We start from the raw sequence: 24256 nt of genomic DNA, 5'->3' as shown, positions 1-24256 counted from the left end.
CGACAGGCTGGCGCGGTGATCGAGGGCGCAGCGAATGCTGCGCGAGCTATAGCGGCTTATAGGCGATGGCCTCGATCTCTACCAGGATATCGATCATCAGACGCGACTCCGCCGTCGAACGGGCGGGAGGGTTCTCCGGGAAAAACGGCGCATAGGCGGCGTTGAAGCCGGCGAAATCCTCGGCATGTTTCAGCCAGACGGTCGTCTTCACGACGTCCGAGATAGAACATCCGGCCAAGGCAAGCGCCGTCGTGATGTTCTCCAGCACCTTCCGGGTCTGGACGCCCACGTCGCCCTCGACGATCTTGCCTTCGCTGTCGACCGGCACCTGACCTGACACGAAAACGAAATCGCCTGCCCTGACTGCTGGAGAAAGCGGCACGTGCGATGTTCCGAAATGCTGTCTGGTCATGCGTTTTCCTTCATGCGGATTTGCCACGGGCATCGACAGGCAAGCTCCCCACAAGCTTGCCGCTACTGACGATGAACACCTCGTCGAACAGGTTCGAAACGACGCAGGTGTGGTTGGGAAGAACGTGGATACGGTCACCGACCTTAGGCGGTTTGGCGCAACTAGATACGTCGATCAGCCCGTGCTCCTCGTTAAGCTGGTAGATCACCGCCTCGGGATGCTCGATCACCGAACCGTAGCCATCAAGGCCCAGCAAGTCCGATGTCAGCGCCTTCGATCCCGCGTCGATGATGGCACGATCCGGGGTCGGCCGCGAAACCACTGTCGCGAGGATCGACATGGCGCACTGCGCCGGTGTCGCGGTGCCCCGCGCGAGCAGCGCGCGGTCGTTGTAGATGTAAGTGCCGGCGCGATATTCCGTGACGGGCATGAGCCCCTCGTCGCTCCACATGTCCGGACTGCCGCCGGACGAAACCGTCGCCACCTCCAGGCCTGCGGTCCGACATGCCGATAGCGCAGCGTTCAACGCGGCCTCCGAATTCGCCCGCTGTCCGGCTGCCGGATAGGTCATCAGGCCGCCAAACGTCAGTCCGTCCGCAACATCGATATGCCGAGCCAGTTCCACGATGGCTTGTGGATCGGCAAGGCCGCAACGCCCACCACCCGTGTCACATTCGACGAGCACACGGATCTGCGCATTCCCCGAACGGGCCGCCGCCGCTATGCCGTCGACGACAGCCGCGCTGTCGGCCACCACCGACAGGCGGGTGCGGCGTGCGACCTCGCCAAGGCGTGCAAGCTTCGCGCTGCCCAGCGTGTTGGTAGTCAAAAAGATGTCGTCGATCCCTGCGTCGCACATCATTTCGGCCTCGCCGACGGTCTGTACCGTCACGCCCTTCGCTCCGAGTCCGACCTGCCTCAGAGCCCACGCAACGGTGCGATGCGTCTTGATATGCGGCCGGTTCGCGAGCCCCGCCTGGTCACAGCGCTGCTGCCACCGGTGCAGATTCGCATCCGCGATATCGGCGTCGATGAGCACCGCCGGGGTCTCCAGCGTTTCAAGCGTGCGGTCGAGCGGGCGCAGGCGCGACCGTACGGCATCGGGTAATTCGCTACTCATCGCAGGAATCTCTTGGACGAAACGAGCATAGTGCCGACATGCTAAAAATCCTCGACGGTGAGTTCACGCGCCATCACTATGTTGCCAGCTGTCAGACCGCAATCGACCGGAATGGCGGCACCGGTGATGGCGCTGGCGGCATCGGAAACAAGGAAGGCGATGACGCGCGCGATCTCCTCCGGCTCCACGATACGCCCCAACGGATACCATCGCTCGAGCATCTTGAGAACGTTGGGATCCTTCGCGCGGCGCTCGTCCCAGATCGGCGTGCGCACCGTTCCCGGCAGGATGCAGTTGGCCCGGATGCCGTATCGCCCGTATTCCATCGCCAGCGCCTTGGTCATTGCGATCAAACCTGCCTTTGCAGCGCTATAGGCGGGATCGCCCAGCGCGAGCAGCCCGTTGACCGAACCCACATTGACGATGGCCCCGGCACGACGTTCCACCATCCGAGGCAACACGGCATGGGCGCAGGCATAGGCGCCATTGAGATTGGTGGCGATATCCTCCTCCCAACCCTTCGGATCGGTGGCAACCAATGTCGGGTGCCGCGACACGCCGGCATTGTTGATCAGAAAATGAACCTCGCCGAATGTCGCGAACGCATCCCGAACCGCATCCGCCGAGGCTATATCGGCCACGGCCGCTTTCGCCTCGATACCCTCTGCGATGAGCCCCTGCGCGAGCTCGACAACCCTGTCGTTGCGATCGAGCGCGGCGATCACGGCGCCCTCCTCGCCGAAGAAGCGGCATAGCCATTGGCCGATGCCGCCGGCCGCGCCGGTGATCGCGACGGTCTTGCCCGCAAACTGCCCACTCATGACGCGCCTCGCAGAGCCTCGCCGATCCACGCTAGATTGGCCTGGCGCAGATGACCCCAATTGTAGAATGCCAGCCCGTCCACCCCACCGTCACGCAACGATTCGACGGCCGCCAGGAACTCGCCTCGGGTTGAAAGGTCGGGGTGCGAGGGCCGCAGGATGCCGCGCAGACTGCCCTTGCCCTTCACCCGCCTGCGGATGTCGAAGAGGTCCACTTTGACGCGCTCGGCGCTCGGCTCGTAGAAGCAGGCTTCGATGATACCGGCCGTGCCGGCAAGCGCCGCGAGGTCTGTGCCCTCGTACCATGCGCCGGCGGTCGGGCGGGACACCGATGGGATCACGGCGATTTCCACGTCCTTCCGCACCGCGGCTCGTATCTCAGCCACGAGCGAGGTGACGACATCACAGCGGAAATCGAGATAGCGGCGGAAATCTCCCCGCGAGGCGACATCCGCCCGCCAGAATGCCTCTGCCATGTCCGGTGGGTAGTCGATGTCGCTGTCGAGATATGCCTCACTATCGGCCGCGACCTCAGCCTTGAGCCGGCGCGCGTCGATGCCGGACCGCTCAGCACCCGCAAGGCAATGCTCGCAGAAGCAGAGGCCCAGCATCCCCTCCAGCCAGGGGTTCGACTTCACCAGCGCGAACTCGTGGTGGTAGCCATGCGCGTAAGGCGCAAAGCCCGGCGATTCCAGCGTGATGCCCCGCACCGGGTAGTTCTCGGTGACGTCGCGGGTGAGGCCAACGGCATAGGCACGCGCCTTCGGCGCAGACGGGCACAGGCTGTAGACATACGGATCGTCGAACGCGTTGCGCACCACGGCATCGGGACGCGCCATGCCGAGCCGCGTGTTGTGCAGCAGCACCAGCCAGGCATTGACCGCCATGCCGCCTCGGTCGGTCATTTCGCGCAGCATGTCGCGCCCGCCGAGCAACCCGTTGGGTACGGGCTTGATGTCGCCGTACAGTGCGGCATCGGGCGTGAAGTACACGGTTCCGTCGTCCGGGAAATAGACCTTGCCGGACTTCCCATGCGGCCGCAGGAATTTGCCGGCGTGATAGCTGGCGGCCAACGTCACTGTATCCAGCCCGAGCGCACGAAATTCGCTCGTCGCGGCTTCAACGCCTGTCTCGGCAAGATCCCAGGCATAGGTGTAGATCGCCTTGTAGCTCACACCTGCTCTCCACAACACGACTGCGCTGAGGGCCGTCCCGCGCCCAACACGAATGGTTCCTCGAATGGCCGTCGCGCGAGTTCCATCTCCCGGCCGGCGAGATAGACCGCGACCGGCTGCAGCAAGGTCGAGCCCTGGCGTCTTGCTCCGACCACGTCCTCGAACAAATAGTCCCTGTCGACCTGTCTCAGCACGGTGATATCCGCGGGCGCTCCGATGCCGAGATGCCCGAGATCCGGCCGTCTGATGGCAAGCGCGGGCCGGCTGGTCGACATGCCGATGATGTCGGGCAGCGAAAGCCCGCAGTTCAGCAACTTGCTCATCGTGTGCAGCAGGTCGTAGCCGGGGCCTTCCACGGCGATGACATGCACGTCCGACGAGATGAGGTCCGGCGGGAAGCCGTCGCCAAGCGCGGCCTCCACCGTTTCGTAGCCGAAGGCGCCCATGCCATGGGCGATGTCGAACAGGACGCCGCGCTCGCGCGCATCGCGGACGGCGCGCATGATCTTGCCGTTCGCTCCCAGCGCGGAATTGGGTTCGGGGCGGAAGCAATGGGTGAGAATATCGCCTGGCCGCAGCATGGATACGACGTCTTCGTAGCTCGGCGGCGCGGTGCCGATATGCGTCATCAGCGGCAACCCGACCGCGTCGGCTGCCTCCAGCGCGAGCTCAAGCGCGCCCAGCCCGAGTTTACCGGTCACCGGCCCACCGATCCGGACCTTGACGCCGACGATCCGGTCCCGGTTTGCCTCGATCGTTGCGATGCAGCGATCAACGGGAAGCATCTCGCGCAGCGTTGCCTCGCCAATGGAAATGCCCTTGTCGAAACCGAAGATGCCGGGAAACGAGATGTTGAGGAAGGCGAAGATGCGATAGGGTGAATGGGCCATCACATAGTCGCGAAAGCCATCGTAGTTCCCGGCGCCGGCGCTGCCCGCGTCGACGAGCGTCGTCGTGGCCGATCGCCGCGCAATGAAGCCCGGATCGACGCTGAGCGATGTCGCTTTGTGATAGACATGGGTGTGGATGTCGATGAGACCCGGCGCGACGATCGTCCCGCTCACATCCACGACAGCGCCTTTGCCAGCAGGAAGATCGCGACCGGCAGCCGCTATCCTGCCCGCCCCGATGGCGAGGTCCATGACCGCGTCCACGCCGTTACGCTCGTCGAGGACGCGACCGCCTTTCAGAAGGAGGTCGTAGCTCGGCATGTCCACCGGTTTGCTCATGGGTTCCTCTGATGCCGCATCGCCGATGACCACGCTCAGGCGAGTTCGATGGCGCGTTTCTCATTGATCGACTGTTCGGCCGCGAGCACGATGCGAAGGCTGTTCACCGCAGCATCCATCGCATCGCTCAAGTCGAGATCCTCTTTGATCGCTTTCAGGAAGAACGCCTGCTCGCGGTCGCAGAGTTCCTGATGACCCGGCTCGTCGTCCATCGAGAAGAGTTCGTCCTTCTTCACGAAATTCTTGTCCGGCCCGACCTCCGCGTGGTGATAGCGGATCGCATCGGTCTTGGTGTGCCTGTCGATGTCGGCGGAATCGGAAATATCGGCGAGCTGGTCCTTGCCCTCGGAATGGCCGGGCACGATCGAAACCGCGCCGCGCGGCCCCACGACATCCTTCACGAAGAAGGCTTCCTCGCTCATCATCGGTCCCCAGCCCGCCTCGTACCAACCGACCGACCCGTCGTCGAAGGTCACATGGAGATGGCCGTAATTCTGCTTGGCCGCGTCGTCCCACAGCTTGGCGCCAATGCCGTGCACGCGTACCGGCTTGGCCTCGGTCAACTGGCACATGACATCGACATAGTGCACGCCGCAGTCGACGATGGGGATCAGGCTGTCGATCAGGTTCTTGTGCCAGCCCCAGGCCGGCCCGTTGCTCTGCTGGTTGAGGTTGAGGCGCATCACCAGCGGCTTGCCCAGCGTCTTGCCCAGTTCGATGAATTTCATCCAGCTCGGATGGACGCGCAGGATATAGCCGAGCATCAGCTTCCTGTTCTTCTCGCGCGCGCGCTTCACGACCGCCTCGGCATCCTCGATGTTGGTCGCCAGCGGTTTCTCCATGAACACGTGTGCGCCCGCATCGATCGCCTTGATGGCATATTCGGCGTGGGTGTTCGGCCACGTGTTGATGGAAACCGCATCGGGCTTCGTGGCAGCCAGCGCCTCCTCGTAATCCTCGAACAGAGGATAGCCCGAAAGCTCGTCCGGGATCGTCTTGGACTTGATCGAGCGGCTCATGAGCCCGACGATCTCGAAGCCGGGATTGCGGTGATACGCGCTCGCATGGGAGGCCCCCATATTGCCAAGCCCGACGACCAGAACTTTCACTCCATCGGCCATCAGGCCCTCCCATCCTGTTTTCTATGATGGCGGGCGGCGGCAAGCCGCCCGCTTTTCGTCTTCTCGGAAACAATCAGCCCGGAACAGCCTGGTCGTAGAGGCCCGACCTGACAGCTTCGACGTCGATCGCGGCGAATTCGTCGCTCAGTTCGTAGCCATCGGCGTCCGCCTTGACCTTGTCGTGGTCGAAGTCGTTGGCCGCTGCGATGCAGTCGTTGGAGCAGACGTCCTCGGCCTTCACTTCCTTGGTGATCTGCTTCAGCTTGTAGATTTCGTCGAAGAAGAGCTGCCAGGCCGCCATGTCGTGGTCGCCCCAGCCGGCACGCTTGTCCATGTCGCCACGGAAAACGTTGATCTGCTGCAGGATCGACGTAACGCCCAGTTCCGGCCCGATATTGCTCGCAAGCGTTGGGAATTCTTCAAAGACAGCTTCCACCGCCGCGCGCGGATTCTGGTAGCCGAACTCCATGCCCATCGCCCATGCGCGCAGATATCTGTCGAGGAAGGCCTTCTTGTCGGGGTCTTCCAGATCGGCCGCGCGAACCACGAAGGTGTTGGCGAAGAGCGGAGACTTCTGGACGCCGAGCCAGTATTCGAAATCGAGTCCGGTCCCGATCCATTCGGCGCGGAGGCCCTCCCAGCCAAGGGCTGCGTCGCCCTGCCCCGCCTTCAGCGCCGTCGCCCAGGTCGGCCATCCCGCCTCCACATAGTTGATTTTGGTCACGTCGACGCCCTGAACGGCGAGCATGGGATCAACGATCGCCTGCCAGGCGGCCGATCCAAGCAGGATGGTCTTGCCTTCGAGCGTCTTGAGGTCGTTCGTGCCTTCGCCCTTGCGGAAGGCGAGGCTGAATGTGTCCTTGGCGCCCATGTGGAACGCTGATTTGAGTTTCATGTCGTTCTCGAGCGCGAAGGAGAATACGCCCGGCGACGGGAAGCCCATGTCGGCCTGACCGACATCGACGAACTTGACGGTGGCGGTGCCATCCGAAGGTCCGGGCTGCATGTCGGTCTCGATGCCGAGATCGTCGAAGTAGCCCATCTTCTTGCCTATCCAATAGGGATAGTCGTCGAGCACTTCGAGCGTGCCGCGCGGCGATATCCAGGTGAACTTGGGATAGGGATCCGCGAAGGCGCGGCCGGCGGCGCCCAGTGAACTCGCCGTCACGACGCCAGCGGCGGACACTTGCAGGAAGGTGCGGCGAGAGAGATTGCCGGACATAGAGAACGTGTTCATTGCCTTTCCCCTTTTGATGAATGCTCTTGTTTCCCGAGGCCATTCCTCCCGGCGTCGGGTCTTGTATCAGGCCTCCCAGCTCGCGAACTTCTTTCCCAGCAGGAAGAAGATCACGTAGATCAGGATGCCTAAAATCGAGAGGATCAGGACCACCGCGAAGAACTGCGGCATCTGGATCATGGAAGAATAGGAGGTGAGCCGGTTGCCGAGACCGAACCCGCCGCCGACCATTTCGGCGCCCACAGCCGTGAGAAGCCCGAAGATCGAGCCGACCATGAGCCCGACGAAGATCATCGGAAGCGCCATCGGGGCACGGATCTTCCAGAATATCTGGAACGTCGATGCGCCATAGGAACGCGCCAGCGCGATCTTGCCCTGATCCACGCGACGGAATCCGGTCGCGGCGTTGATCATGACCATCGGGCCGGATGCAAGCGCCACGGCAATGATGCGCGGCTCGTAGCCGAAGCCGAAACGCAGGATCAGCAACGGCACGAGCGCCAGCATCGGCGTCGTCACCAACAGCAGGATGTAGGGCGTCACGATCTTCTCGGCGAAGGGAAACTGCGTAATGACGGCCGCCAGAACGAGACCGACGGTGGCTCCGATCGCGAACCCTCCGAGCAGTTCGACCAGCGTGTGACCGAGGTGGGGCGCGATGCGCGGGAATTCGGTCACCAGCGCCAGCGCGATCTCGCTGGGCTTGGGCAGGACATATTGCGGCACCTCGAACATCGTCAGCAGTGCCTCGGTCCCGCCGATCACCACCACCGCAACAAGGATGATCGCCATCACCTCCTTCAAGGACCCGATGCCCGGTCCGGACGTCAGCGCGGACATATTCGAGATGCCGACTTCCGCAGAGCCGCCGTGCTGTGCTCCGAAACTGGGGATCGCGTCCGTATCGCTCACTTGCATCTCACTCCGCCGCGCGCGCCGTCGCGTTTTCCGAAACGCCGCCTTGCGGGAAACGGCTCTGCCGCGCCCCGACGATCTCCATCTTGATCGTGTTCGTGAGGTCGAAGACCTCCCTGGTGGACATGATTTCCAGCGAACGCGGGCGCGGAAACTTGACCTCGTGGATGCTCGCCACGCGCCCCGGCCGCGGGCTCATCACCACGACGCGGTCCGACAGGAAGATCGCTTCCTCGATCGAGTGGGTGATCAGCACGATGGTAGTCGGCGTATCGAGCCAGATTTCCTCGACCAGCCGGTTCATCTCCTCACGCGTGAACGCATCGAGAGCGCCGAACGGCTCGTCCATCAGCAGCACCGACGGCTTGTAGGAGAGCGCGCGAACCAGCGCCACACGCTGCTGCATACCGCCGGAAAGCTCGCGCGGGAACCTGCCTCCGAACCCCTCGAGCCCGACGCGCTTCAGGAGTTCGGCGATCCAGGCGCGGTCGGGACGCGTCCCTTTGATCTCGAAGGGAAAGTTGATGTTGGCGTCCAGGTCGCGCCACGGCAGGAGGTTCGCCTCCTGGAAGACGATGCCGATTTCCGGGCTCGGGCCGGTCAGTTTCTTGCCGTCGAGCAGCACTTCGCCGCTTGTGAGCCCGTGCAGTCCCGATATGGACCACAGCAGCGTGGTTTTTCCGCATCCCGAAGGCCCGACGATGGAAACGATTTCACCTGCCCCGATATCCAGGGAGCAGCGATCAAGGGCAAGCAGATCGCCCGAGCGCGTATGATACAGTTTCGTCGCGCCCACGACGCTCAGTTTCGGCTCTGCGGATTTCCCCGCTGTCATCACACCAAGCACCCCTGCTGGAAGATAGCTCCTTGAGCGGAGCTTTTGCCTTTATTCAGTGTGAAACTATCCGACACGACGAGTCAAGCTGCGAACTTCAGCGCACGATGATTGCCAGCAATCCCGTTGCATATAAAGGGTTCCAGCGGTTGCGCATTCCGTAACTTTCCTACATATTCGATGAAAAGCTTCTCTGGAAAGCGCTTGGCCTCGCACAGGATGCGTGACGGAACCACGAACATGGACACAGGAATCGGCGCTGAAGAATCGAAGGCGAATGACCTCGGTACCGAGCGATATTCGAAGCCCATCCCGGACATTCTCTCGCAGATCAAGGACTCCTATGCGGAACTTCGCCCCGCCGAGCGTCGTGTCGCGGACGTCGTGCTGGCTGACGTAACGTTCGCGGTCGATGCGTCCAACGCCGAGATTGCCAAGCGCGCCGATGTGAGCGAACCGACCGTCACCCGCTTCTGCCGGGGCATCGGCTGCGACGGCGTGCGGGATTTCAAGCTGAAACTGGCACAAAGCCTCGTCGTCGGACGACTTTATCTCGCGCCTGTATCGCCGCGTGAGCAGAGCGAGGACAGTTCCCCACTTTGGAACGTCGTTTTCGGTGAGGCGCGCAATGCCTTGTCCGCCGTCGAACGCAGCATCGACCCGGCGGACATACTCAGGGCCGCCAACCTCGTGGCGGAGGCGCATCAAGTGCTTGTGTTCGGATTGGGCGGCAGTTCCACCACGCTGGCGCAGGAAACGCAAAATCGCCTTTTCCGCTATGGCGTCGTCGTGTCGGCGCACTCCGACCCGTACATCATGAAGATGGCGGCATCCGCGCTGAAGCCGAACGATCTCCTGATCGCGATCTCCGGCACGGGGCGGACGCGCGAAGTGGTCGAGGTCGTCGAACTCGCCCGTCACTATCGCGCCAAAACGATCGCTATTACCGCGCCGGACAGCGACCTCGCGGGCGCGGTCGATCTTGCTCTCACAGTCGATGTGCCCGAATTTCCTGACGCGCTGAAGCCGACCGCTTCGCGCTATGCCTTCCTCGCCATTCTCGACCTGGTTTCCACGGCGGTCGGCTACCGACTGGAGCCAGCCGCCCGCGAGACGCTGCGTCGGATCAAGTACACCGTCGTCACGCATCGCAAGGGCAAGGCGTCAGAGCCGCTCGGCGATTGAGTTTCAGGCGGCGTCCGCCGCGCAGTTTGGAATAGGTCGAATGCTCGATACATCACCCGCCTCGGTCGCATCCGCCTGGCTTTCGCGCTTCGGCGCGGCGCTCTCCAACGGCGATGCCGCCGCGACCCTGGCGCTGTTCGCCGACGATTGTTACTGGCGTGACCTCGTCGCCTTCACCTGGAACGTGAAGACGATGGAAGGAAAGCCGGCCATCGCCGCAATGCTCGACGCCACCCTGCCGGCAACCAGCCCATCAAGTTGGCAGGTGACGGACGTGTCTGGAGGCGGGTCGGCGCCTGTCCAGGCGTGGTTCAAGTTCAGGACGGCGGCCGGCGAGGGAAGCGGCATCTTCACCCTTGAAGACGGCAGATGCGTCACGATCCTGACGACGCTACAATCGCTTGCCGGTCATGAGGAGCCCCTACGATCCCGCCGGCCGATGGGCGTTCGCCACGGTGCCGACCGCAACCGCAAGACATGGGCCGAGCAGCGCGCCGAAGACGCGGCGGCGCTCGAAGCAGGCGCCGATCCCTACTGCCTGGTCATCGGCGGCGGCCAGGGCGGCATCATGCTCGGTGCGCGCCTCAAACAGCTCGGGGTTCCCACCGTCATTGTCGAGAAGAACGCCAAGGCGGGCGATTCCTGGCGCAACCGCTATCGTTCGCTCGTCCTGCATGACCCGGTCTGGTACGATCACCTGCCCTACATCCCCTTCCCGGACAATTGGCCGGTGTTCACGCCCAAGGACAAGATGGGCGACTGGCTGGAAATGTACGTCAAGGTTATGGAGCTGACCTACTGGGGCGGCACCGAATGCGTCTCGGCCAGCTTCGACGACAAGGTCAAACGCTGGACGGTGGACCTCGTTCGCGACGGCCGGCCGATCACGCTGAAGCCGGCGCAACTGGTGTTCGCAACCGGCGCATACGGCCCGCCGAAGCTGCTCGACCTGCCGGGCGCTTCGGACTTTGATGGCGAGATTCTTCATTCAAGCAAATATTCGGACGGATCCGGATATGCGGGCAAACGCGTCGCCATAATCGGCGCCGCGAGTTCCGCCCACGACGTCGCGGTCGATTTGTGGGAAGCAGGCGCCGCCGTGACCATGGTGCAACGCTCCCCGACCACGGTCGTCCGGTCCGAAACGCTGATGGACATGGCGTTCGACATCTACTCGGAGGACGCCATCGCGCAGGGTATCGACGCCGAGCGTGCCGATATGATCGCGGCTGCTATCCCCTTCGCCCTCCAACCACCGAAACAAAAGGCGCTTTACGACCGCATCCGTGCGCGTGACGCGGATTTCTATCGCAAGCTGGAGGATACCGGCTTCCTTCTCGACTTCGGCCCGGACGAGACGGGGCTGATGATGAAGGCCTACCGGACCGGCTCGGGCTATTACGTCGATGTCGGCGCGTCGCAACTCATCATCGACGGCGAGATCAAGATAAAACCCGGCGTGGAGATCGACCGTCTCACGCCGAACGCCATCCGTTTCGCGGACGGATCGGAGATCGAATGCGACGTTATCATCCAGTCGACCGGCTTCCAGTCGATGCACGAAGTTGTGGCGGCGATCGTCTCGCGCGACGTCGCGGGCGCCATCGGCACCTGCTGGGGCCTTGGATCGGGCACGCGCCACGATCCGGGCCCCTGGCACGGCGAGCTGCGCAACATGTACAAGCCCGTCGCGCAGGAGGGCCTGTGGTTCCAGGGCGGCAATCTGGCGCTGTCGCGCTTCTTCTCGAAGTTCGTCGCGCTGCAGATCAAGGCGCGCATGGAGCGCATCCCTACGCCCGTTTACCGCACCCCGCTTTCTCGAAATCTGGACCGAGGATATTAATCAACACTCCCCGCCAAACCAGGAACGCTGCCCGGCCTGGTCCAGAGCAGCGGATGCTCAAGTAAATCCATATCCTGCTAGAGGCTCAATCCCCTCTGCCGGCCCGAGCTGCCACGACACCGCCGCCCCTTGCTACGACACCCGGGCGAGCGTGCTTTTGCCGTTGGGGGGTCGCGCTGGTCCAGGCGACTTCGCAGATCCGGTGGGAGGAGCGCTGGCCGCGTTGTCGCAACGCAGCGTCAAGGCCTGGAATTTCGCTGTGGTCGTTGGGGGTGCGGCGCCTCCTATGCGACAGCCGGGAAAGACAGGCAGATCGCGGCAGAAAGTGTCGCAAAGCGAAAGCCTGATGCCTTGGTCATTGCTCAAATCCCCTTAAGACGTAAATGTTGGCGCCAAAGCGATGGAACCGCGCATGGCGGTCTGGCGGGCAGGCAGACTTGCAGGTTGATAGGCGATCCTGATCGAGGCGTTGAAGGTCCAGTCTCCTGCGTCGGTAGGGCGGCGTCATGCAGGGCGGCGGCTCCGATAAAGCTGGCTGCACCGCACGCTCGCGCACCTCAGGGGAAAACTTGTTCGTCGTTTTTGCTCGTCATGGCTCCATCCTATTTGGAAGTTGGAGCCTCCGGCAAACCCGGGGCGGTTCATGTCTCCTCGGTTGTGCGCTTCTGAGCATGGCGCATCCAGTGCTTGATCTTGGCGCCCGATGTTTTCCAAGATCGCCGTCACCGGGCCTGACAAGCACCCGCTTTACGAGGCCCTGATCGCTGCGCGGCCGCAAGTGGAATTCAAGCCGGACAGCACGCTCCTGATGCACCTGCCGCAGGATTTCGGCGAGGCTGGCCAAGTGTCAATTGTTGGGCTGTACTGGCTTCGCTCCAGCGAACTGACATAGGTGCGATGCACCCTGGCACGGTGCGCGAGTTCCTCCTGCGACAGACGCTTTGCGTGTCGCATGGTCCTGAGGTTCAGTGCAAAAAAAACTCGCGGATGTCCATGCTGCAATCATGCGTGTCGCAGCGTATTCCTCTACAGAGTATGCTATGCAAGTGATGTGTAAATGCGATGGAAGCGGGGGGACTTTAGCGACGGCCAGGCCTGGGCGAACCAGCGGCAATGTTTTCGTCATGCAGCTTACGCCAACGGGAGAAGCGTTCCGCGTCGATCTCCCGACGCGCGACGGCCGCGAGCACGCTGCAGCCCGGCTCGTGGGAGTGCGTGCAATTGCGAAACTTGCACTGGGCCGCCAGGTCGGCGATCTCGGCGAAAACCACATCCAAGCCCTCAGCCATCTCGCCGAGATGCAACGAGCGGATCCCGGGGGAATCGAGCACCCAGCCGCCACCTGACACTCGATGCAGGGAGCGTGCCGTCGTCGTATGCCGTCCTGCGGAATCGTGTGCGCGAATGGCGCCGGTGCGTTGGGTCGGACCCGTTGCCGCCAGCGTGTTGACGAGTGTCGACTTGCCAACCCCTGAGGACCCGGTGAGCGCCACGGTCTTGCCCGTGTCGCCAGGGCTGCAGCTTTGTCAGAGCGTCGGGCCGGCGCGGATCGACCACAACCACCGGCAGGTCTCGCGCCAGCTCGGTCGCCTGCGCGACAAATAGGCCGGTCTCCGCCGCCGTGTCGGCCTTGGTGAGAACGAGAACCGGCGCGATCTCGTTTTGGCGGGCCATGGCCAAATAGCGTTCGAGGCGTGGCACGCTGAAATCACCGTTGCAGGACGTAACGATGAACAGTGTGTCGATGTTGGCGCCGGAAAGCTGGATGCTGCCGTCATTCATTCGTCGCGTGAGGAGAGAGGTGCGGGCGAGCCGCCGCCGCACGAGGAAATCATGCGGTTCGGCGAGCACGAAGTCGCCCACCGCATAATCGCGGGCGCTGTTGGCCGGCAATGCGAGATTGACCGGACCATCGGTGGAATGGCCGCTCATTCGGTTGCGATGGATATGAGTAATGCGCACGGGCACGAGGCCCGCTTCTGTTTCGCCGATCTGGTCGCCGAAGAAGGAAGACCAGCCCAACCCGATGAGTGCCGCCTCGATCGTCTGTTTGGTCAATGTTATTTCCCTTGTTCAAGCCGCGCTGGACACTTCAGGCAGCGCTTAATGAGGCGCTGCCGCACACAAAGCAACACCAAGCACAACGGAAGGAGTCCGGTATCGTGTGGGGTCGGCGCGGCGATCTGGTGAAGATCCTGTGGCACGACGGGATCGGCATGTCGCTCTACGGGAAGTGTCTGGAGGCTGGCAAGTTCGTCTGGTCTGCCGGCCCAGGCGTATCACCGCCTTCGACTTGCGCCTCGACACGATGGATGCCGCGATCCACGTCGGCGCACCCGCCTTGCGCGCCACCGAGCATCTGCTGTTGATGTCCGCAACGGTCCTGCCCGTTGCCAGCCCTGCCTTCTTGGCAGCCATCTCCGACATTGCCGAGCCGTCTTCCCTGCTCGTCCTGCCGCTTCGACACATCACCTCGCGTCCAGATGCTAGGGAGCGCTGGTTCTCGGCCAACGACATCGCAGCGGTCGACCTCCCGGGCATGCGCGTGCTATCGACGTCGTCGGCCTTGAGATGCGCGTCCTCGGACACGCGCAGGCCGGCGCCATAAACGACGCCGAGCGCGGCCTTGTGCTTGAGGCCTGGTGTGGCTCGAACAGTCGTGCCGCTTCCTCCACGCTCAGCACCTCGGGCAGCTTGCGTGGATACGGTTGATCACCAGCGCACGCGCCAGGTCCCGACGCTTCAGCGTCACTAGGAACAGGACCCGCAACGCTGAGACCGCACCGTTGATTGTCACGGGGCCGACGCCTTTTTCATGCTGATCAAGCTGGAAGCGACGGATGCCCTCCGGCTTCGCGGTGTCGGGCGTGCGTCCGAGGAACGTGGCAAAGCGCCGGAAGTGACTAACGTAATCCTGCTGCGTATGGGAACCCAGGCCCGCATGAGCATGTCTTGGTGCATGCGCTAGTGGCGAGATTGGTGCATCGGTCGATAGGGTAGCCATGGCGAGTTCCTCTCGTTGAAGGGAACTCTATGGTCGGCTTGCCCGCCGCTACCCGGTCAAAGGCTATGAATACTACGCCATCTCAGGCCGTGGCGCCCCTCCCGCGGAGCGGGTTCGTGCGTGAGGTCGTGAGTTGCCGTTCCGGCCAGAGTTCGCCCGTTCACGGGGTCGAACCCACCGCAAATATGCTCAAATTTAATGTAGCACTGCCCATCCGCTTATGAAGAAAGAGGGGAGCGGGCAGCCAGACGAAGGTGGGGACATGTCAGGCAGATATTCAGTTTGCGATTACACGAGGACTGCCCAACTGTGAATCTGCAATGTCCAAGTTATCTGCGGCCGGTTCTTCAATGTTGCCTTCGGTGCTTTCCCACCAATCGCCTAACGCATCGATGAGCGGCAGCAGTCTTTCTCCCGCCGGAGTAAGATCGTACTCGACACGAAGCGGATAGCCGTCAAATTCAGTACGGCGAACGATATCAGCGTCCTCCAGTTTCCGCAGTTCAAACGTCAGCATCTTGTGGGAGATCGTCGGATTGTCCCGGCGGAGATCGCTGAACCGCTTCGTACCTTCCTGGAGATAATAGATCAGCAACGTCGGCCATCGACCGCTGAGAACCTGCATGACCTCTTCGATCGGGCAACGGGAAACAAGGTCTTTCATCAGCAGCTCATGGTTACAAAAAGGTGCGTAATTTACTTGGCCAAGCCACCCGCTAAGGTCCGGCTCCGCTGCGCAGCGTGATCAGAAGAAATCACGGAGAACAAGAACATGGAACCCATACTCATATACGGCTTCCCGGCGGGAAGCTCCATGGGGCTCGTCGCCGCTCTCGAATGGATGGGCAGGCCTTACCGGCTCTGCCGCGTCGATATGTTCGGCGAGATGCGTGATACCTCCTACAAGCGGATCAACCCGCGCGTCGAGACGCCCGCACTGATAACCGATCAAGGTGACGTGCTCACCGAAACCATGGCCATCGCTGCATGGCTGGAGGCGCGTGATACGGAACGACGAATCAGCTTTGACCCACTGTCGCGTGAGGCCGACCGTATGCGGCAGTTGATGGCGTTCATCAACACAGGATTTACCGGAGCGTTCGGTCCCCTTTGGGCTGCGATGGAAATGCAGCAACCCAACCCGGCGATGCAATCCGCCTTGAAACAATGGGGCAGTGAAGGCGTCATCGAACGCCACGATCGGCTTGAAGAGATGATTGGAAGCACTCGATTTCTGATCGCCGATAATCCGACACTAGCTGACGGCATTCTGATCGGTGTCGCCCGTTGGCTCGATTTCCATCAGGTGGCCGACAAGGCGCGCTGGCCAAAGCTCGCTGCCCTACGAGGCCGCATCGAAGCCGATCCGGCGGTCATTTATGCCACATCGCTGGAGAACGGCGAGATGTCGTCAGGCAATGGGCCGTGCCAAGGCCATGTCGGGTTGACGGAAGTGATCGACCGGTTCGGCTCAAAGTAGCGACCACAGCGCGTGGCCACGATCAGAAATGCGGGCCGCGCGCGAAATCCTTCCCCCAATAAGCGCCACTGTATCAAACTTGCCGGCAGCTTACAGGATCAGCACAAATTGTTGCGAACGTCCGTCATGAAGCCGGAGGCAGTCATAGCTGCGCTTTATTGCCATCACCGCAAGACTCGCGCTTGGTTTCCCTTCGTCCGCTCAATCCCACACATCCGGTGACTACCGCACTTGAGTGGTGATGTTCAGCATGTCCGGCCGCGGCTCGTTGCACGCCGGCCTTGCAGAGAGCGCGGCATTTGGCGAGCTTTGCGTCCGGATGACGTTTCGTCTTCTTCAACATGTTTGGGATCGAAAGGGCGACAGACGGTAAATTGTAGAGGAGGTCTGAAAGGTCCTCGGCGCATTATTTTCCATCAAGTTCATGGCGCGCTCCACAGGCACGAGAGCGGGGCGGCGAACATGTTATCGGCGAAGGGAACGACTTGGTCGTGATCGTAAAGAACAAGGCCTTGAACGAACTTCTTTCCGCACGCTTCCGCAAGCTTGCGCATGCCGGAGAAATCCCTCGCGGAAACCGTAGCTGACGACTTTACCTCGACCCCGACGATCTCTCCTCGCCGGTTCTCCAACACGACATCGACCTCGTTCTTATCCTTGTCGCGAAAATGCGAGAACGAACACCTTTGATCGCTCCAGGAGGCGATCTTGCGAAGTTCGCTGAACACGAAGGTTTCAAGGATCGGACCAAAGAGGGGCTTGTCCCTTTCAATAGCATCCGGAGATATGTCGCGCATCGCGGCCAGAAGCCCGGCGTCGAGGAAGTGCAACTTGGGTGACTTGGTCAGTCGTTTCAACCGATTAGTAAACCAGGGTTGCAGAGTGTGCACCAAGAAGAGGCTTTCGAAGACGCGCACATATTTCTGGGTGGTCACATGATTGAGCCCAAGTGTCTTGCCGATACCGGTGTAGTTGACCAGTTGACCCGAATGCTCTGCAAGAACCGCCAGTAGCTTCGGCATGATGGCAAGTTGTTCGATCTGGGCCACATCGCGCACATCACGCTGCACGATCGCGTCGAGATAGCCATGATACCAGTCCTGCTTTCGTCCCCACCTCTTCCGATCGAGAGCCTCCGGATACCCGCCCGAGACAACGGCCTCGACAAGATCGCGTCCTACGATCATTGGGCCAGCGGCAGGTTTTTGCGCCGAGAACGCCCTGTCAATGAAGCGCGATTTCTTGCCAAGGATTTCCGCCTGCGAAAGGGGCAGTAGCCGGACAATCTCCATCCGACCAGCGAGAGAATCCGCCACTTTCGGAATGGTCATTAGATTGGCAGACCCTGTGAGAAGAAACCTTCCAGGCGTCTTGTCATCGTCAACCGCGTTCTTGATCGCCAGTATCAGCTCAGGCGCCCGTTGGACCTCGTCGATCACGGCACGATCCAGCCCCCGGATGAACCCGACAGGATCATCTATTGCGGACCGCCGAACGGTCGCATCATCCAAGGTAAGAAATGGCGTTTTGTCGGCTGCGATATCCGTCGCCAACGTTGTCTTGCCGGATTGCCGAGGGACCGGAGATGAGAACAACCCGGGTGTCGGACAGCGCGTCTTCTATTCTGGTCTTCGCGAACCGAGGGTACATTCTGCGGCCAACCTCTCTCGACCGTTCGAAAGTAAGAGCCCGACCCATTGAAAGTCAATGCCCGACTAGATGAAATCGGTTGTCCAGCATATTGAAAGTTTGAGTCCGACCAATTGAAAGCCGGCATCTCACGCCTCAGCATCGCCGTGACGCTCCAGATTTGGAAGGTTACTCAGCGTCTGTAATCAAACGTAACGCTTGCATGGTCACGATGGCATGCCGCGCGGCGGGGTCGTTGGCGATTGGATCTCGCGTTAGCGCAGCCACGCGAGCAGGCACCGGCGCACCTCCTCGTCTCGGTTGCCATTCCCCAAACGAAAGGTAAGCCTACCTAATTCGGGGCGGGGCAGGTCGCGCTTTCCGTGTGGCCCCACGGAAAGCGTTGCTGAATGCCGACCCGCGTTGCGGGCCGACGGCCCGCCGCATGGGCGACATGCCACAAGCCAGCAAGCGTTGTCACTACCGTGTTGCAATGAGCAGATGACCGCGGTCTGACGCGAGAAGAAGGCCCGCACCTCAAAGGACCTGGAGAAGCGCCGGCCTGCAGCGCGCAAGTTTGGGAACACGGCGACAGTGTCACCAAACGGTGGCCGAGGCTGGAAGTTCCAGCGATGCAGAAGCAGGATATAGATGACGTCCAAGGTCGCGGTGTTCAGTTTTTCGTGCAACATGCGGGAAATCGGGAAGGTATTACAAAACGGCGTGAGCGAGAGATCAACGAGTTCAATTCCATCGAGGTCACGCCGATCCTCCCGTTCACTGCCCACCCTTGTCCTCGCCGCGCGATGTGCACCTGGTGCTCCCCTTCGCGGTCGCATCGCTGTACATTCAGCTTGAGAACCTGCCAGTGATCGGTGAATTGCCAATGGTGCCGAACTTCGGCCCCTCCATTTTCTAGGTTGATTATGACACCTTTGGCCGTGTCTCGACTTGGAGAAATAGAGAGACGCTCAAGGCCGTGAACGTCGGTGCGTCTCCAGAAAATATTGGTCGGCAGCATGTGGGCCTCCGTTTACGTCATCACACTCTCAAGACATCGCTCTCCCGGTGGTTCCAGGAATGTAAACCGAAAGGTGGTGGGGCTTTTTTGCTTTGACACGTCTGGTCTCCGGTCTAAAGCAGAACAGGGATGACTGAGGGATCAGATATGCCAATACGTTCTAGAGCTTCAGGTGTCCTGGATGACGCCGACATGACGATGCTCGAACAGGTTTTGGCTGAACTGTCATCCGACAGCGACAGGCGAGATGAAGTGGATAACAGGGCCGCGCAGCTGATTGCGCTTTTCCAGTCTGGCATAAGAGAGCCTAGTGTGCTGCTCCAGAGGATGACGTCGCACCTATGATTCTCACGAGTTCGGAACGTTTCCCCTCCGACTCAGTTCTTTGCGACGGTTAGGGGGCGACATGCCGAGATTCCATCGCGACGAACTGGCTAAGCCGGACGATATTGAGGTTCTGCTGGTGACCGCACGTGACCTTGCGCTCCGCTTCCGAGAGCGGGACGTTCACGAGGTCACAGTCGGAATTCAGACTGCGCTTGGTGATCTACGAAGCGCCAGATCAACGCTTGCCGATCGATGGCGTCTCGCCGATCAGAGTTGACGCAGCTTCGGCTGGAGGCGCTTTTTTCGTTTAGGGGCTTGGCTGCTCTTTCTTGCGGGCCTCTCTGGCGGACAAGGCGGCTTCATCGAGCGCCATTTCCAGCAGGTGCGCGCTCAAATCGTCATCGAGTGCGCGGGCGGCGTCCAATGCCTGCCTAATCAGTTTCACCAGTTCGTCGCGCTCTTCGGGTGTGCTCATTCGTCGGGCCTGTGCTCGATGCAATTCCAGACGGTTTGCCGGCCGCGTGCGAAGCACCATGCTCCCCAGCGGCGACAGCCGTCATGCTCGCACCAATGTTCGACGATGCCGGTTGGAACACGAATCGGCGCGTCGGACTTCTGCGGTTCGTCGCTCACGTCTCTACTCCATGTCCGGCACTTCGCCGTGCTGAAACAGCGTCGTGGGCGGGCCGTATTCGTCAAGCGATCGAGGCTGACCGGAACGACCGCAAATCAGTACGATCTAGCTGAACACTATCGTCTCAGTTCCAAGCCCGTCGTCTATCCGGAGTGGCGGGCTTTTTTCCGTGCAGGCTATAAGGCCCCATACTGGACTTCCCGTGTATCCAATCGACTGCTAAGTCGCAGGTCCCGTAAGGAGTCAGCTTGACCAGATCATACATGTTCCTGCTTGTCGCGATCGTTGCGGAGGTGATTGCTACGACCGCACTGGCGCGCTCGGAAAGCTTCACTAAGACACTGCCGACGATGATCGTAATTATCGGCTATACCGCTGCCTTCTGGTTCTTGTCGTTTCCTATGCGGACGATGCCAACAGGCGTAGTGTACGCGATATGGTCGGGGCTCGGCATTGTGTTGATCACTGCGGTCTCCTGGGTATGGTTCAGGCAATCATTGGATTTTGCTGCCATCGTCGGTCTCGCATTGATCCTTGCAGGCGTCGTCGTGATCAACGTGTTCTCAAAATCCGTAAGCCACTGATGCGCTATTCGGTGCGATAACCAGATAGCCCTTCCGCTCAGGTGACGCGTGCTCATTCCGCCTCTGCCGGCTTCTTAATCTCCAGCCTTCAGGTCTTCAACGGTAACGATCATCTCACAGATTTTCCGTGCGCTGCTGCCGCCAAGCTTCTCTCTGTCGATCCCGGTCATCACATCAATGGTTATTGCCTGCCCTTCTCGTATCTGGACGGGGTGAGGCCATATGGCAAGCGACGGCGCGTCCAGACGGGATTTGCCGCAGGCGGGCAATTCGATGGGGCAGACTTGCGACCACAGGGGCGGTTACGCAACCATATCACGTCGTTCGTGGTTGCAGTTTCTCGATTAGGAACACGAAGCGATCACCGTCACGCTCCGTCGCTTCAAGGCTGTCGCCCGTTTCATTGAGCAGATTGGGAATGTCAATTATCGCCAGCGGATCGGTGCAATGCACCTCCATCCGCTCCCCCGGGCTCAATCCTTTGAGCGCCTTGCGCGTTTTCAGCGCCGGCAAAGGGCATTTGAGGCCCGTAAGATCGAGTTTTCGTGCCACCATGACCGAGGCAAGATGGCCGTTCTGCGAACCTGTCGTCAATAGACCCGTCCCATTCTTCCCAACGATGAGTTCTTGAGATTGTAGCCTTGAGTACGGTGCCCCTGGTTCATGGTTCTTTGGTTCGTGCCATGACCCATTGAAGCAGCGCAGCAGAGTTCACGAGGCGGATCGACCCCGAGGCCTCTCATATTTGACGAATAATCGGCAGTTATTAGTCAGATATGGCTTAAAGACCGCGCCGTTTCCATCTCTGCGCCAACGAAAGCAGCCTCATAGTCGCGCGCCAGCGCGCCAGAAACGCCAACCTGTCTGAAGGCCTCCCGCCATCCGTCCGAAACGCGCTTCGCCACTGCCCGGATGATCTCTCGAGCCTCAGCCTCGGGAATCTCGAAAAACGAGCAGGCTTCCAGTGAGAGGTTGATCGACCGATCATGGGGGCCGCCTTCAAGGATCACCATCTCGAGATGCCGGTTGCGATCCGGCGCCGGGTTCACGTCAAACACCGGCGACAAGCGCCACTGTCCCGCCCCCACATAGAGGAAACCGTGGTTCTTCAGGTGATCGTCCTTGTTGGACACGAGGATCGTGAAGATCAGACGCCGGTAGAGTTCGCGGAAATCGTCGGAGGGATCAGGTGAATAAGCCCGCATGAAATCGACGATCTCCGTATAGGAGCCCAGCTCCACCCCCGTCTTGCCGAGTGCGGTGCGCGGAGATGTAGGGAATCCGTGCGGCCCCACGTCGGTCGAACCGCTGGATCAGCGCGACCGGGAACGGCGTGTCGGCCAACTCCAACCGTGTCTCAAGCGTGCGGATACCGCAGGCTGCCGCCAGGCGGAGGGTTGCGACCTCGACGCGCTCGATCGGTTGTTGATCGTGGACCGAGGTGAACTTCGCCAGCCACAGTGCATCGCCGTCCCTGGCATTGGCTTTGGGGCGAGCGCCGCCAGAGCCGCCGGCGCCGACCAGCGCCTGCATTTCCTCGGACGAGATTTCCTTGCCTTGCTCATAGGCTCGCGCGATCGTCGTGATGGTTTCGAGATCGACCAGACGCGGAACGGCGTCCGCTGCCTTGCCGCGAATGACCTCCCCCTTGTCATCCAGAAAGCGCAACGCGCCTTGCCGGCAGGCATCGTCGGAAAGCGTCAGATACTCGAATTCGTTGAGGCCATTGCCATAGGCGCGTTCGAGCAGCCTGCGTCCCCAACTGTCCGGAGCCGCCTCCGCGAAACGCCCGCCAAGGCGTCGCGCATGTTGCCCGGCTGCCCCGAGGTGTGAAACGGGCCGGCCTCAAGAGGGAAATCGGGCTGTATGGCGAAGGCGCGCGGGTTTTCGATCCATTCGGCGTCATAGGCGAAGGTCGAGAATTGCCGCGGCCCCGCATGGGTGAATCGCAATTGGCCCACCGATGTTCGGCCTTCGCCAAGCGCGACATGGGCAACGAAATCAGCCATCAGAACGAAGCCCCGTCAGGGTCCACAACGTCCTGCCGATCCTGCACACCCTTAGATTGAGCCTTCTGTTTCCGGAGCTTCGCCGCGAACGAACGCCCCCGACGTGGGCCATGCTCCGTCGTCAGCGCCAGCCCAAGATCGTCCTTGCGGATATCGATCAGGTCGGCGAGACGCTCCAGAAGGCCTAACACAACGAGAACGTCGGCAAGCGTTCCGATGGCAACGCCTGGATCACCCCGTTCAAGGCGGGCGATGGAACTCGGCGAGGTTCCAGCACGCACGGCGAGATCCGCCACGGCGATGCCTCGCCGCAAACGCGCGTTGCGGATATCTTGACCCAGTCGTTCCAGTGCTGGTTTCGCCTTGGGAGAGACCATTTCAATCATTCATATATGATAAAATACAGCAGATAACTTATCATATATGACTAATTACAACCAAAGTCAAGATTCCAATCCGTGCCCGCCCGAGCCACCATCGTCTCGTTTTGGCGACCTGCGACAGGCGGGCGCGAATTGAGGCGCCAATGTTCCTGATCTCCTTAGCCATTGGCGGTCAGCGCCTCGAGATGGGGAGCACCGCCGATGCTCCTAACCGCAGTTTGGCGACGCAGCCTTCATGATCTGCCCTCGCTCGCGAACCATTACATGCGCTGACCTTCCCCCAGTAACCAGCTCGCGGTATCTGCATCGGTGACGATCGCCGTGGCCAACTCCGCACGCAAAACAGCTCTCAAGATCTCCCGTTTGTGTGGTCCTCCGGACGCAATAATACGGTGTGGGATGCCCCGATATCGCGAAAGATCGGGCGATATCGCCTGCCGGCTCAGGGGATGGTCCACCGGTCTTCCATTGCGGTCGAGATAGTATCCGAGAAGATCGCCGACGCCGCCGGCTTCAACGATCGTGCGAACGTCGATGTGGGATGGAAGGCCATAGCGCACTTGCAGGGACTGGCCTGTCGTGTCGCCCACGCTGAGGAACGACACATCCACATTTGCCGCCTCTTCCAGAAGATCGCGAAAAACCGGCTGAGCCGCGATGAGTTCGCGCGAGGCCGCGCTGTCGGCATAGATCGGCGCGGCAAAATATTGACATTGCGCGCCAAGAGCTTCGGCGAAACCATTCACGATCTCGAACGTGTTGATGCCGGTGCCGCGCGTCAGCCCGCCCATCATGGAACAGACCATCATGTCGGGTTCGGCTGACCGCACCTTGCTCATGTGACGCACCGTCTCCCGCAGCGTCGATCCCCACCCCACACCCAGCGCGGCGGGGCGCAGCGTCGCGATGACGCGCTCCAGAAGCCCTGCCGCCACACGACCAATGACATCATGCATCAATCCGGAATCTTGGGGAGTGGACGTAACCGCCGCCTCCGCAAGGCCGAATCTTGCGCATAGCCGCGCCTCCAATGCGACATTCTCGGCCAGCGACGTGCCGAAGCTGATACGCACGACACCGCTATTGAGTGCCTCGGCCAGAAGCTCGTTCACGCGCCGCCGTGTCAGGTTCATGCGCTCGCCAATCTGCGCCTGTGTCAGCCCTTCGACATGGTAGAGCCATGCGGCCTTGACCATCAAATCTGATGTTTCCACTGAGCCTCCCGCCAGATGTCACATGAGCGTAACATTTGTAACATACACCGCGCTTCAGACGGGCGGCAAGCTGTCCGA

General features: G+C 61.1%; 25 protein-coding genes and 2 pseudogenes. 5 read left to right on the top strand and 22 right to left on the bottom strand.

Annotated features, from left to right (window positions below):
- Positions 1-46: 46 nt before the first annotated feature.
- The 9 genes from AAFN55_RS25365 to AAFN55_RS25325 all read right to left on the bottom strand — a co-directional run bounded on the left by AAFN55_RS25365 (position 47) and on the right by AAFN55_RS25325 (position 8865).
- Positions 47-412 (bottom strand): RidA family protein, encoded by a 366-nt coding sequence (locus tag AAFN55_RS25365; protein ID WP_347801776.1) that lies wholly within the window; start codon positions 410-412, stop codon positions 47-49.
- 10 nt (positions 413-422) lie between these two features.
- A complete protein-coding gene (locus AAFN55_RS25360; RefSeq protein WP_347801775.1) occupies positions 423-1451 on the bottom strand; it encodes an alanine racemase in 1029 nt (342 codons plus the stop codon).
- 122 nt (positions 1452-1573) lie between these two features.
- A complete protein-coding gene (locus AAFN55_RS25355) occupies positions 1574-2353 on the bottom strand; it encodes an SDR family oxidoreductase (protein ID WP_347801774.1) in 780 nt (259 codons plus the stop codon).
- Entirely contained in the window at positions 2350-3528 is a 1179-nt protein-coding gene (locus AAFN55_RS25350; RefSeq protein WP_347801773.1) for a hypothetical protein, read from the bottom strand. Before AAFN55_RS25350 ends, AAFN55_RS25355 begins: the two co-directional genes overlap by 4 nt.
- Complete coding sequence (locus tag AAFN55_RS25345) at positions 3525-4757, bottom strand: amidohydrolase/deacetylase family metallohydrolase (protein ID WP_347801772.1); 1233 nt, start codon at positions 4755-4757, stop codon at positions 3525-3527. The genes AAFN55_RS25350 and AAFN55_RS25345 overlap by 4 nt, the downstream gene beginning before the upstream one ends.
- Before the next feature lie 35 nt (positions 4758-4792).
- Positions 4793-5878 (bottom strand): Gfo/Idh/MocA family oxidoreductase, encoded by a 1086-nt coding sequence (locus AAFN55_RS25340; protein ID WP_347801771.1) that lies wholly within the window; start codon positions 5876-5878, stop codon positions 4793-4795.
- 73 nt (positions 5879-5951) lie between these two features.
- Positions 5952-7115: an ABC transporter substrate-binding protein gene (locus tag AAFN55_RS25335; protein ID WP_347801770.1), complete on the bottom strand. Its 1164-nt coding sequence runs from the start codon at positions 7113-7115 to the stop codon at positions 5952-5954.
- Between the two features lie 66 nt (positions 7116-7181).
- Positions 7182-8033 carry an ABC transporter permease gene (locus tag AAFN55_RS25330; protein ID WP_347801769.1) on the bottom strand — a complete coding sequence of 284 codons (852 nt, stop codon included), beginning with the start codon at positions 8031-8033 and terminating at the stop codon, positions 7182-7184.
- A 1-nt stretch (position 8034) separates the two neighbouring features.
- Positions 8035-8865: an ABC transporter ATP-binding protein gene (locus AAFN55_RS25325; protein ID WP_347801768.1), complete on the bottom strand. Its 831-nt coding sequence runs from the start codon at positions 8863-8865 to the stop codon at positions 8035-8037.
- Between the two features lie 240 nt (positions 8866-9105).
- On the opposite strand from AAFN55_RS25325, the gene AAFN55_RS25320 reads away from it, so the two are divergent.
- Together AAFN55_RS25320 and AAFN55_RS25315 are read left to right on the top strand one after the other, a co-directional pair.
- A complete protein-coding gene (locus tag AAFN55_RS25320) occupies positions 9106-10050 on the top strand; it encodes a MurR/RpiR family transcriptional regulator (protein ID WP_347801767.1) in 945 nt (314 codons plus the stop codon).
- A gap of 40 nt (positions 10051-10090) precedes the next feature.
- On the top strand, positions 10091-11893 hold the full coding sequence (locus AAFN55_RS25315) for an NAD(P)/FAD-dependent oxidoreductase (RefSeq protein WP_347801766.1): 1803 nt from the start codon (positions 10091-10093) through the stop codon (positions 11891-11893).
- A gap of 747 nt (positions 11894-12640) precedes the next feature.
- Here AAFN55_RS25315 and AAFN55_RS25310 read toward each other — a convergent pair.
- The 3 genes and pseudogenes from AAFN55_RS25310 to rsgA (AAFN55_RS25300) all read right to left on the bottom strand — a co-directional run.
- Positions 12641-12847, bottom strand: a complete 207-nt coding sequence (locus AAFN55_RS25310) for a helix-turn-helix transcriptional regulator (RefSeq protein WP_347801765.1) — start codon at positions 12845-12847, stop codon at positions 12641-12643.
- Positions 12848-12972: 125 nt separating this feature from the next.
- Positions 12973-13386, bottom strand: a complete 414-nt coding sequence (gene rsgA / locus AAFN55_RS25305) for a ribosome small subunit-dependent GTPase A (protein WP_347801764.1) — start codon at positions 13384-13386, stop codon at positions 12973-12975.
- Positions 13387-13456: 70 nt separating this feature from the next.
- Positions 13457-13675, bottom strand: a pseudogene (gene rsgA, locus AAFN55_RS25300) (GTPase RsgA); the annotation flags it as partial.
- A gap of 275 nt (positions 13676-13950) precedes the next feature.
- Here rsgA (AAFN55_RS25300) and tnpB point away from each other — a divergent pair.
- Positions 13951-14262: an IS66 family insertion sequence element accessory protein TnpB gene (gene tnpB, locus AAFN55_RS25295; RefSeq protein WP_347801763.1), complete on the top strand. Its 312-nt coding sequence runs from the start codon at positions 13951-13953 to the stop codon at positions 14260-14262.
- 308 nt (positions 14263-14570) lie between these two features.
- On the opposite strand, the gene AAFN55_RS25290 is transcribed toward tnpB, so the two are convergent.
- Complete coding sequence (locus tag AAFN55_RS25290) at positions 14571-14897, bottom strand: phage integrase N-terminal SAM-like domain-containing protein (protein ID WP_347801762.1); 327 nt, start codon at positions 14895-14897, stop codon at positions 14571-14573.
- A 277-nt stretch (positions 14898-15174) separates the two neighbouring features.
- Positions 15175-15561, bottom strand: a complete 387-nt coding sequence (locus tag AAFN55_RS25285; RefSeq protein WP_347801761.1) for a helix-turn-helix domain-containing protein — start codon at positions 15559-15561, stop codon at positions 15175-15177.
- 108 nt (positions 15562-15669) lie between these two features.
- Between AAFN55_RS25285 and AAFN55_RS25280 the strand changes: the two genes are divergently transcribed.
- Entirely contained in the window at positions 15670-16377 is a 708-nt protein-coding gene (locus AAFN55_RS25280; RefSeq protein ID WP_347801760.1) for a glutathione S-transferase family protein, read from the top strand.
- Between the two features lie 422 nt (positions 16378-16799).
- Here AAFN55_RS25280 and AAFN55_RS25275 read toward each other — a convergent pair.
- The 3 genes and pseudogenes from AAFN55_RS25275 to AAFN55_RS25265 all read right to left on the bottom strand — a co-directional run bounded on the left by AAFN55_RS25275 (position 16800) and on the right by AAFN55_RS25265 (position 19987).
- Positions 16800-18027 (bottom strand): annotated as a pseudogene (locus tag AAFN55_RS25275) (ATP-binding protein).
- A gap of 1634 nt (positions 18028-19661) precedes the next feature.
- A complete protein-coding gene (locus tag AAFN55_RS25270) occupies positions 19662-19829 on the bottom strand; it encodes a hypothetical protein (RefSeq protein WP_347801759.1) in 168 nt (55 codons plus the stop codon).
- A complete protein-coding gene (locus AAFN55_RS25265; protein ID WP_347801758.1) occupies positions 19826-19987 on the bottom strand; it encodes a hypothetical protein in 162 nt (53 codons plus the stop codon). Before AAFN55_RS25265 ends, AAFN55_RS25270 begins: the two co-directional genes overlap by 4 nt.
- A gap of 264 nt (positions 19988-20251) precedes the next feature.
- Here AAFN55_RS25265 and AAFN55_RS25260 point away from each other — a divergent pair, with 264 nt between their 5' ends.
- On the top strand, positions 20252-20572 hold the full coding sequence (locus AAFN55_RS25260) for a multidrug efflux SMR transporter (protein ID WP_347801859.1): 321 nt from the start codon (positions 20252-20254) through the stop codon (positions 20570-20572).
- Positions 20573-20887: 315 nt separating this feature from the next.
- Here the strand turns inward: AAFN55_RS25260 and AAFN55_RS25255 are convergent, their stop codons facing one another.
- From AAFN55_RS25255 to AAFN55_RS25235, 5 genes are all read right to left on the bottom strand, one after another.
- Positions 20888-21127, bottom strand: a complete 240-nt coding sequence (locus AAFN55_RS25255; protein WP_347801858.1) for a sulfurtransferase TusA family protein — start codon at positions 21125-21127, stop codon at positions 20888-20890.
- A 215-nt stretch (positions 21128-21342) separates the two neighbouring features.
- Positions 21343-21777 carry a HipA domain-containing protein gene (locus AAFN55_RS25250; RefSeq protein ID WP_347801757.1) on the bottom strand — a complete coding sequence of 145 codons (435 nt, stop codon included), beginning with the start codon at positions 21775-21777 and terminating at the stop codon, positions 21343-21345.
- Complete coding sequence (locus AAFN55_RS25245; RefSeq protein ID WP_347801756.1) at positions 21758-22240, bottom strand: HipA domain-containing protein; 483 nt, start codon at positions 22238-22240, stop codon at positions 21758-21760. Before AAFN55_RS25245 ends, AAFN55_RS25250 begins: the two co-directional genes overlap by 20 nt.
- Before the next feature lie 340 nt (positions 22241-22580).
- Positions 22581-22967 carry a helix-turn-helix transcriptional regulator gene (locus AAFN55_RS25240; RefSeq protein WP_347801755.1) on the bottom strand — a complete coding sequence of 129 codons (387 nt, stop codon included), beginning with the start codon at positions 22965-22967 and terminating at the stop codon, positions 22581-22583.
- A 257-nt stretch (positions 22968-23224) separates the two neighbouring features.
- Entirely contained in the window at positions 23225-24160 is a 936-nt protein-coding gene (locus tag AAFN55_RS25235; RefSeq protein WP_347801857.1) for a sugar-binding transcriptional regulator, read from the bottom strand.
- Positions 24161-24256: the final 96 nt, after the last annotated feature.

Origin of the sequence: Mesorhizobium sp. CAU 1732, assembly GCF_039888675.1 — a bacterium.
Classification (GTDB): Bacteria; Pseudomonadota; Alphaproteobacteria; order Rhizobiales; family Rhizobiaceae; genus Aerobium.
The sequence above is the reverse complement of the archived record's forward strand: the minus strand, read 5'-3'. Positions and strand labels throughout refer to the sequence as shown.

Coding starts and splice junctions, on each gene's coding strand:
- AAFN55_RS25255 (WP_347801858.1), bottom strand. CDS start 21,127: ATGGTGGCACGAAAACTCGATCTTACGGGCCTCAAATGCCCTTTGCCG.
- AAFN55_RS25340 (WP_347801771.1), bottom strand. CDS start 5,878: ATGGCCGATGGAGTGAAAGTTCTGGTCGTCGGGCTTGGCAATATGGGG.
- AAFN55_RS25260 (WP_347801859.1), top strand. CDS start 20,252: ATGTTCCTGCTTGTCGCGATCGTTGCGGAGGTGATTGCTACGACCGCA.
- AAFN55_RS25365 (WP_347801776.1), bottom strand. CDS start 412: ATGACCAGACAGCATTTCGGAACATCGCACGTGCCGCTTTCTCCAGCA.
- AAFN55_RS25345 (WP_347801772.1), bottom strand. CDS start 4,757: ATGAGCAAACCGGTGGACATGCCGAGCTACGACCTCCTTCTGAAAGGC.
- AAFN55_RS25270 (WP_347801759.1), bottom strand. CDS start 19,829: ATGAGCACACCCGAAGAGCGCGACGAACTGGTGAAACTGATTAGGCAG.
- AAFN55_RS25290 (WP_347801762.1), bottom strand. CDS start 14,897: ATGGCTACCCTATCGACCGATGCACCAATCTCGCCACTAGCGCATGCA.
- AAFN55_RS25315 (WP_347801766.1), top strand. CDS start 10,091: ATGCTCGATACATCACCCGCCTCGGTCGCATCCGCCTGGCTTTCGCGC.
- AAFN55_RS25235 (WP_347801857.1), bottom strand. CDS start 24,160: ATGGTCAAGGCCGCATGGCTCTACCATGTCGAAGGGCTGACACAGGCG.
- tnpB (WP_347801763.1), top strand. CDS start 13,951: ATGTTATTTCCCTTGTTCAAGCCGCGCTGGACACTTCAGGCAGCGCTT.
- AAFN55_RS25285 (WP_347801761.1), bottom strand. CDS start 15,561: ATGAAAGACCTTGTTTCCCGTTGCCCGATCGAAGAGGTCATGCAGGTT.
- AAFN55_RS25325 (WP_347801768.1), bottom strand. CDS start 8,865: ATGACAGCGGGGAAATCCGCAGAGCCGAAACTGAGCGTCGTGGGCGCG.
- AAFN55_RS25330 (WP_347801769.1), bottom strand. CDS start 8,033: ATGCAAGTGAGCGATACGGACGCGATCCCCAGTTTCGGAGCACAGCAC.
- AAFN55_RS25250 (WP_347801757.1), bottom strand. CDS start 21,777: ATGCGGGCTTATTCACCTGATCCCTCCGACGATTTCCGCGAACTCTAC.
- AAFN55_RS25320 (WP_347801767.1), top strand. CDS start 9,106: ATGGACACAGGAATCGGCGCTGAAGAATCGAAGGCGAATGACCTCGGT.
- AAFN55_RS25280 (WP_347801760.1), top strand. CDS start 15,670: ATGGAACCCATACTCATATACGGCTTCCCGGCGGGAAGCTCCATGGGG.
- AAFN55_RS25310 (WP_347801765.1), bottom strand. CDS start 12,847: ATGCGACACGCAAAGCGTCTGTCGCAGGAGGAACTCGCGCACCGTGCC.
- AAFN55_RS25240 (WP_347801755.1), bottom strand. CDS start 22,967: ATGATTGAAATGGTCTCTCCCAAGGCGAAACCAGCACTGGAACGACTG.
- AAFN55_RS25335 (WP_347801770.1), bottom strand. CDS start 7,115: ATGAACACGTTCTCTATGTCCGGCAATCTCTCTCGCCGCACCTTCCTG.
- AAFN55_RS25355 (WP_347801774.1), bottom strand. CDS start 2,353: ATGAGTGGGCAGTTTGCGGGCAAGACCGTCGCGATCACCGGCGCGGCC.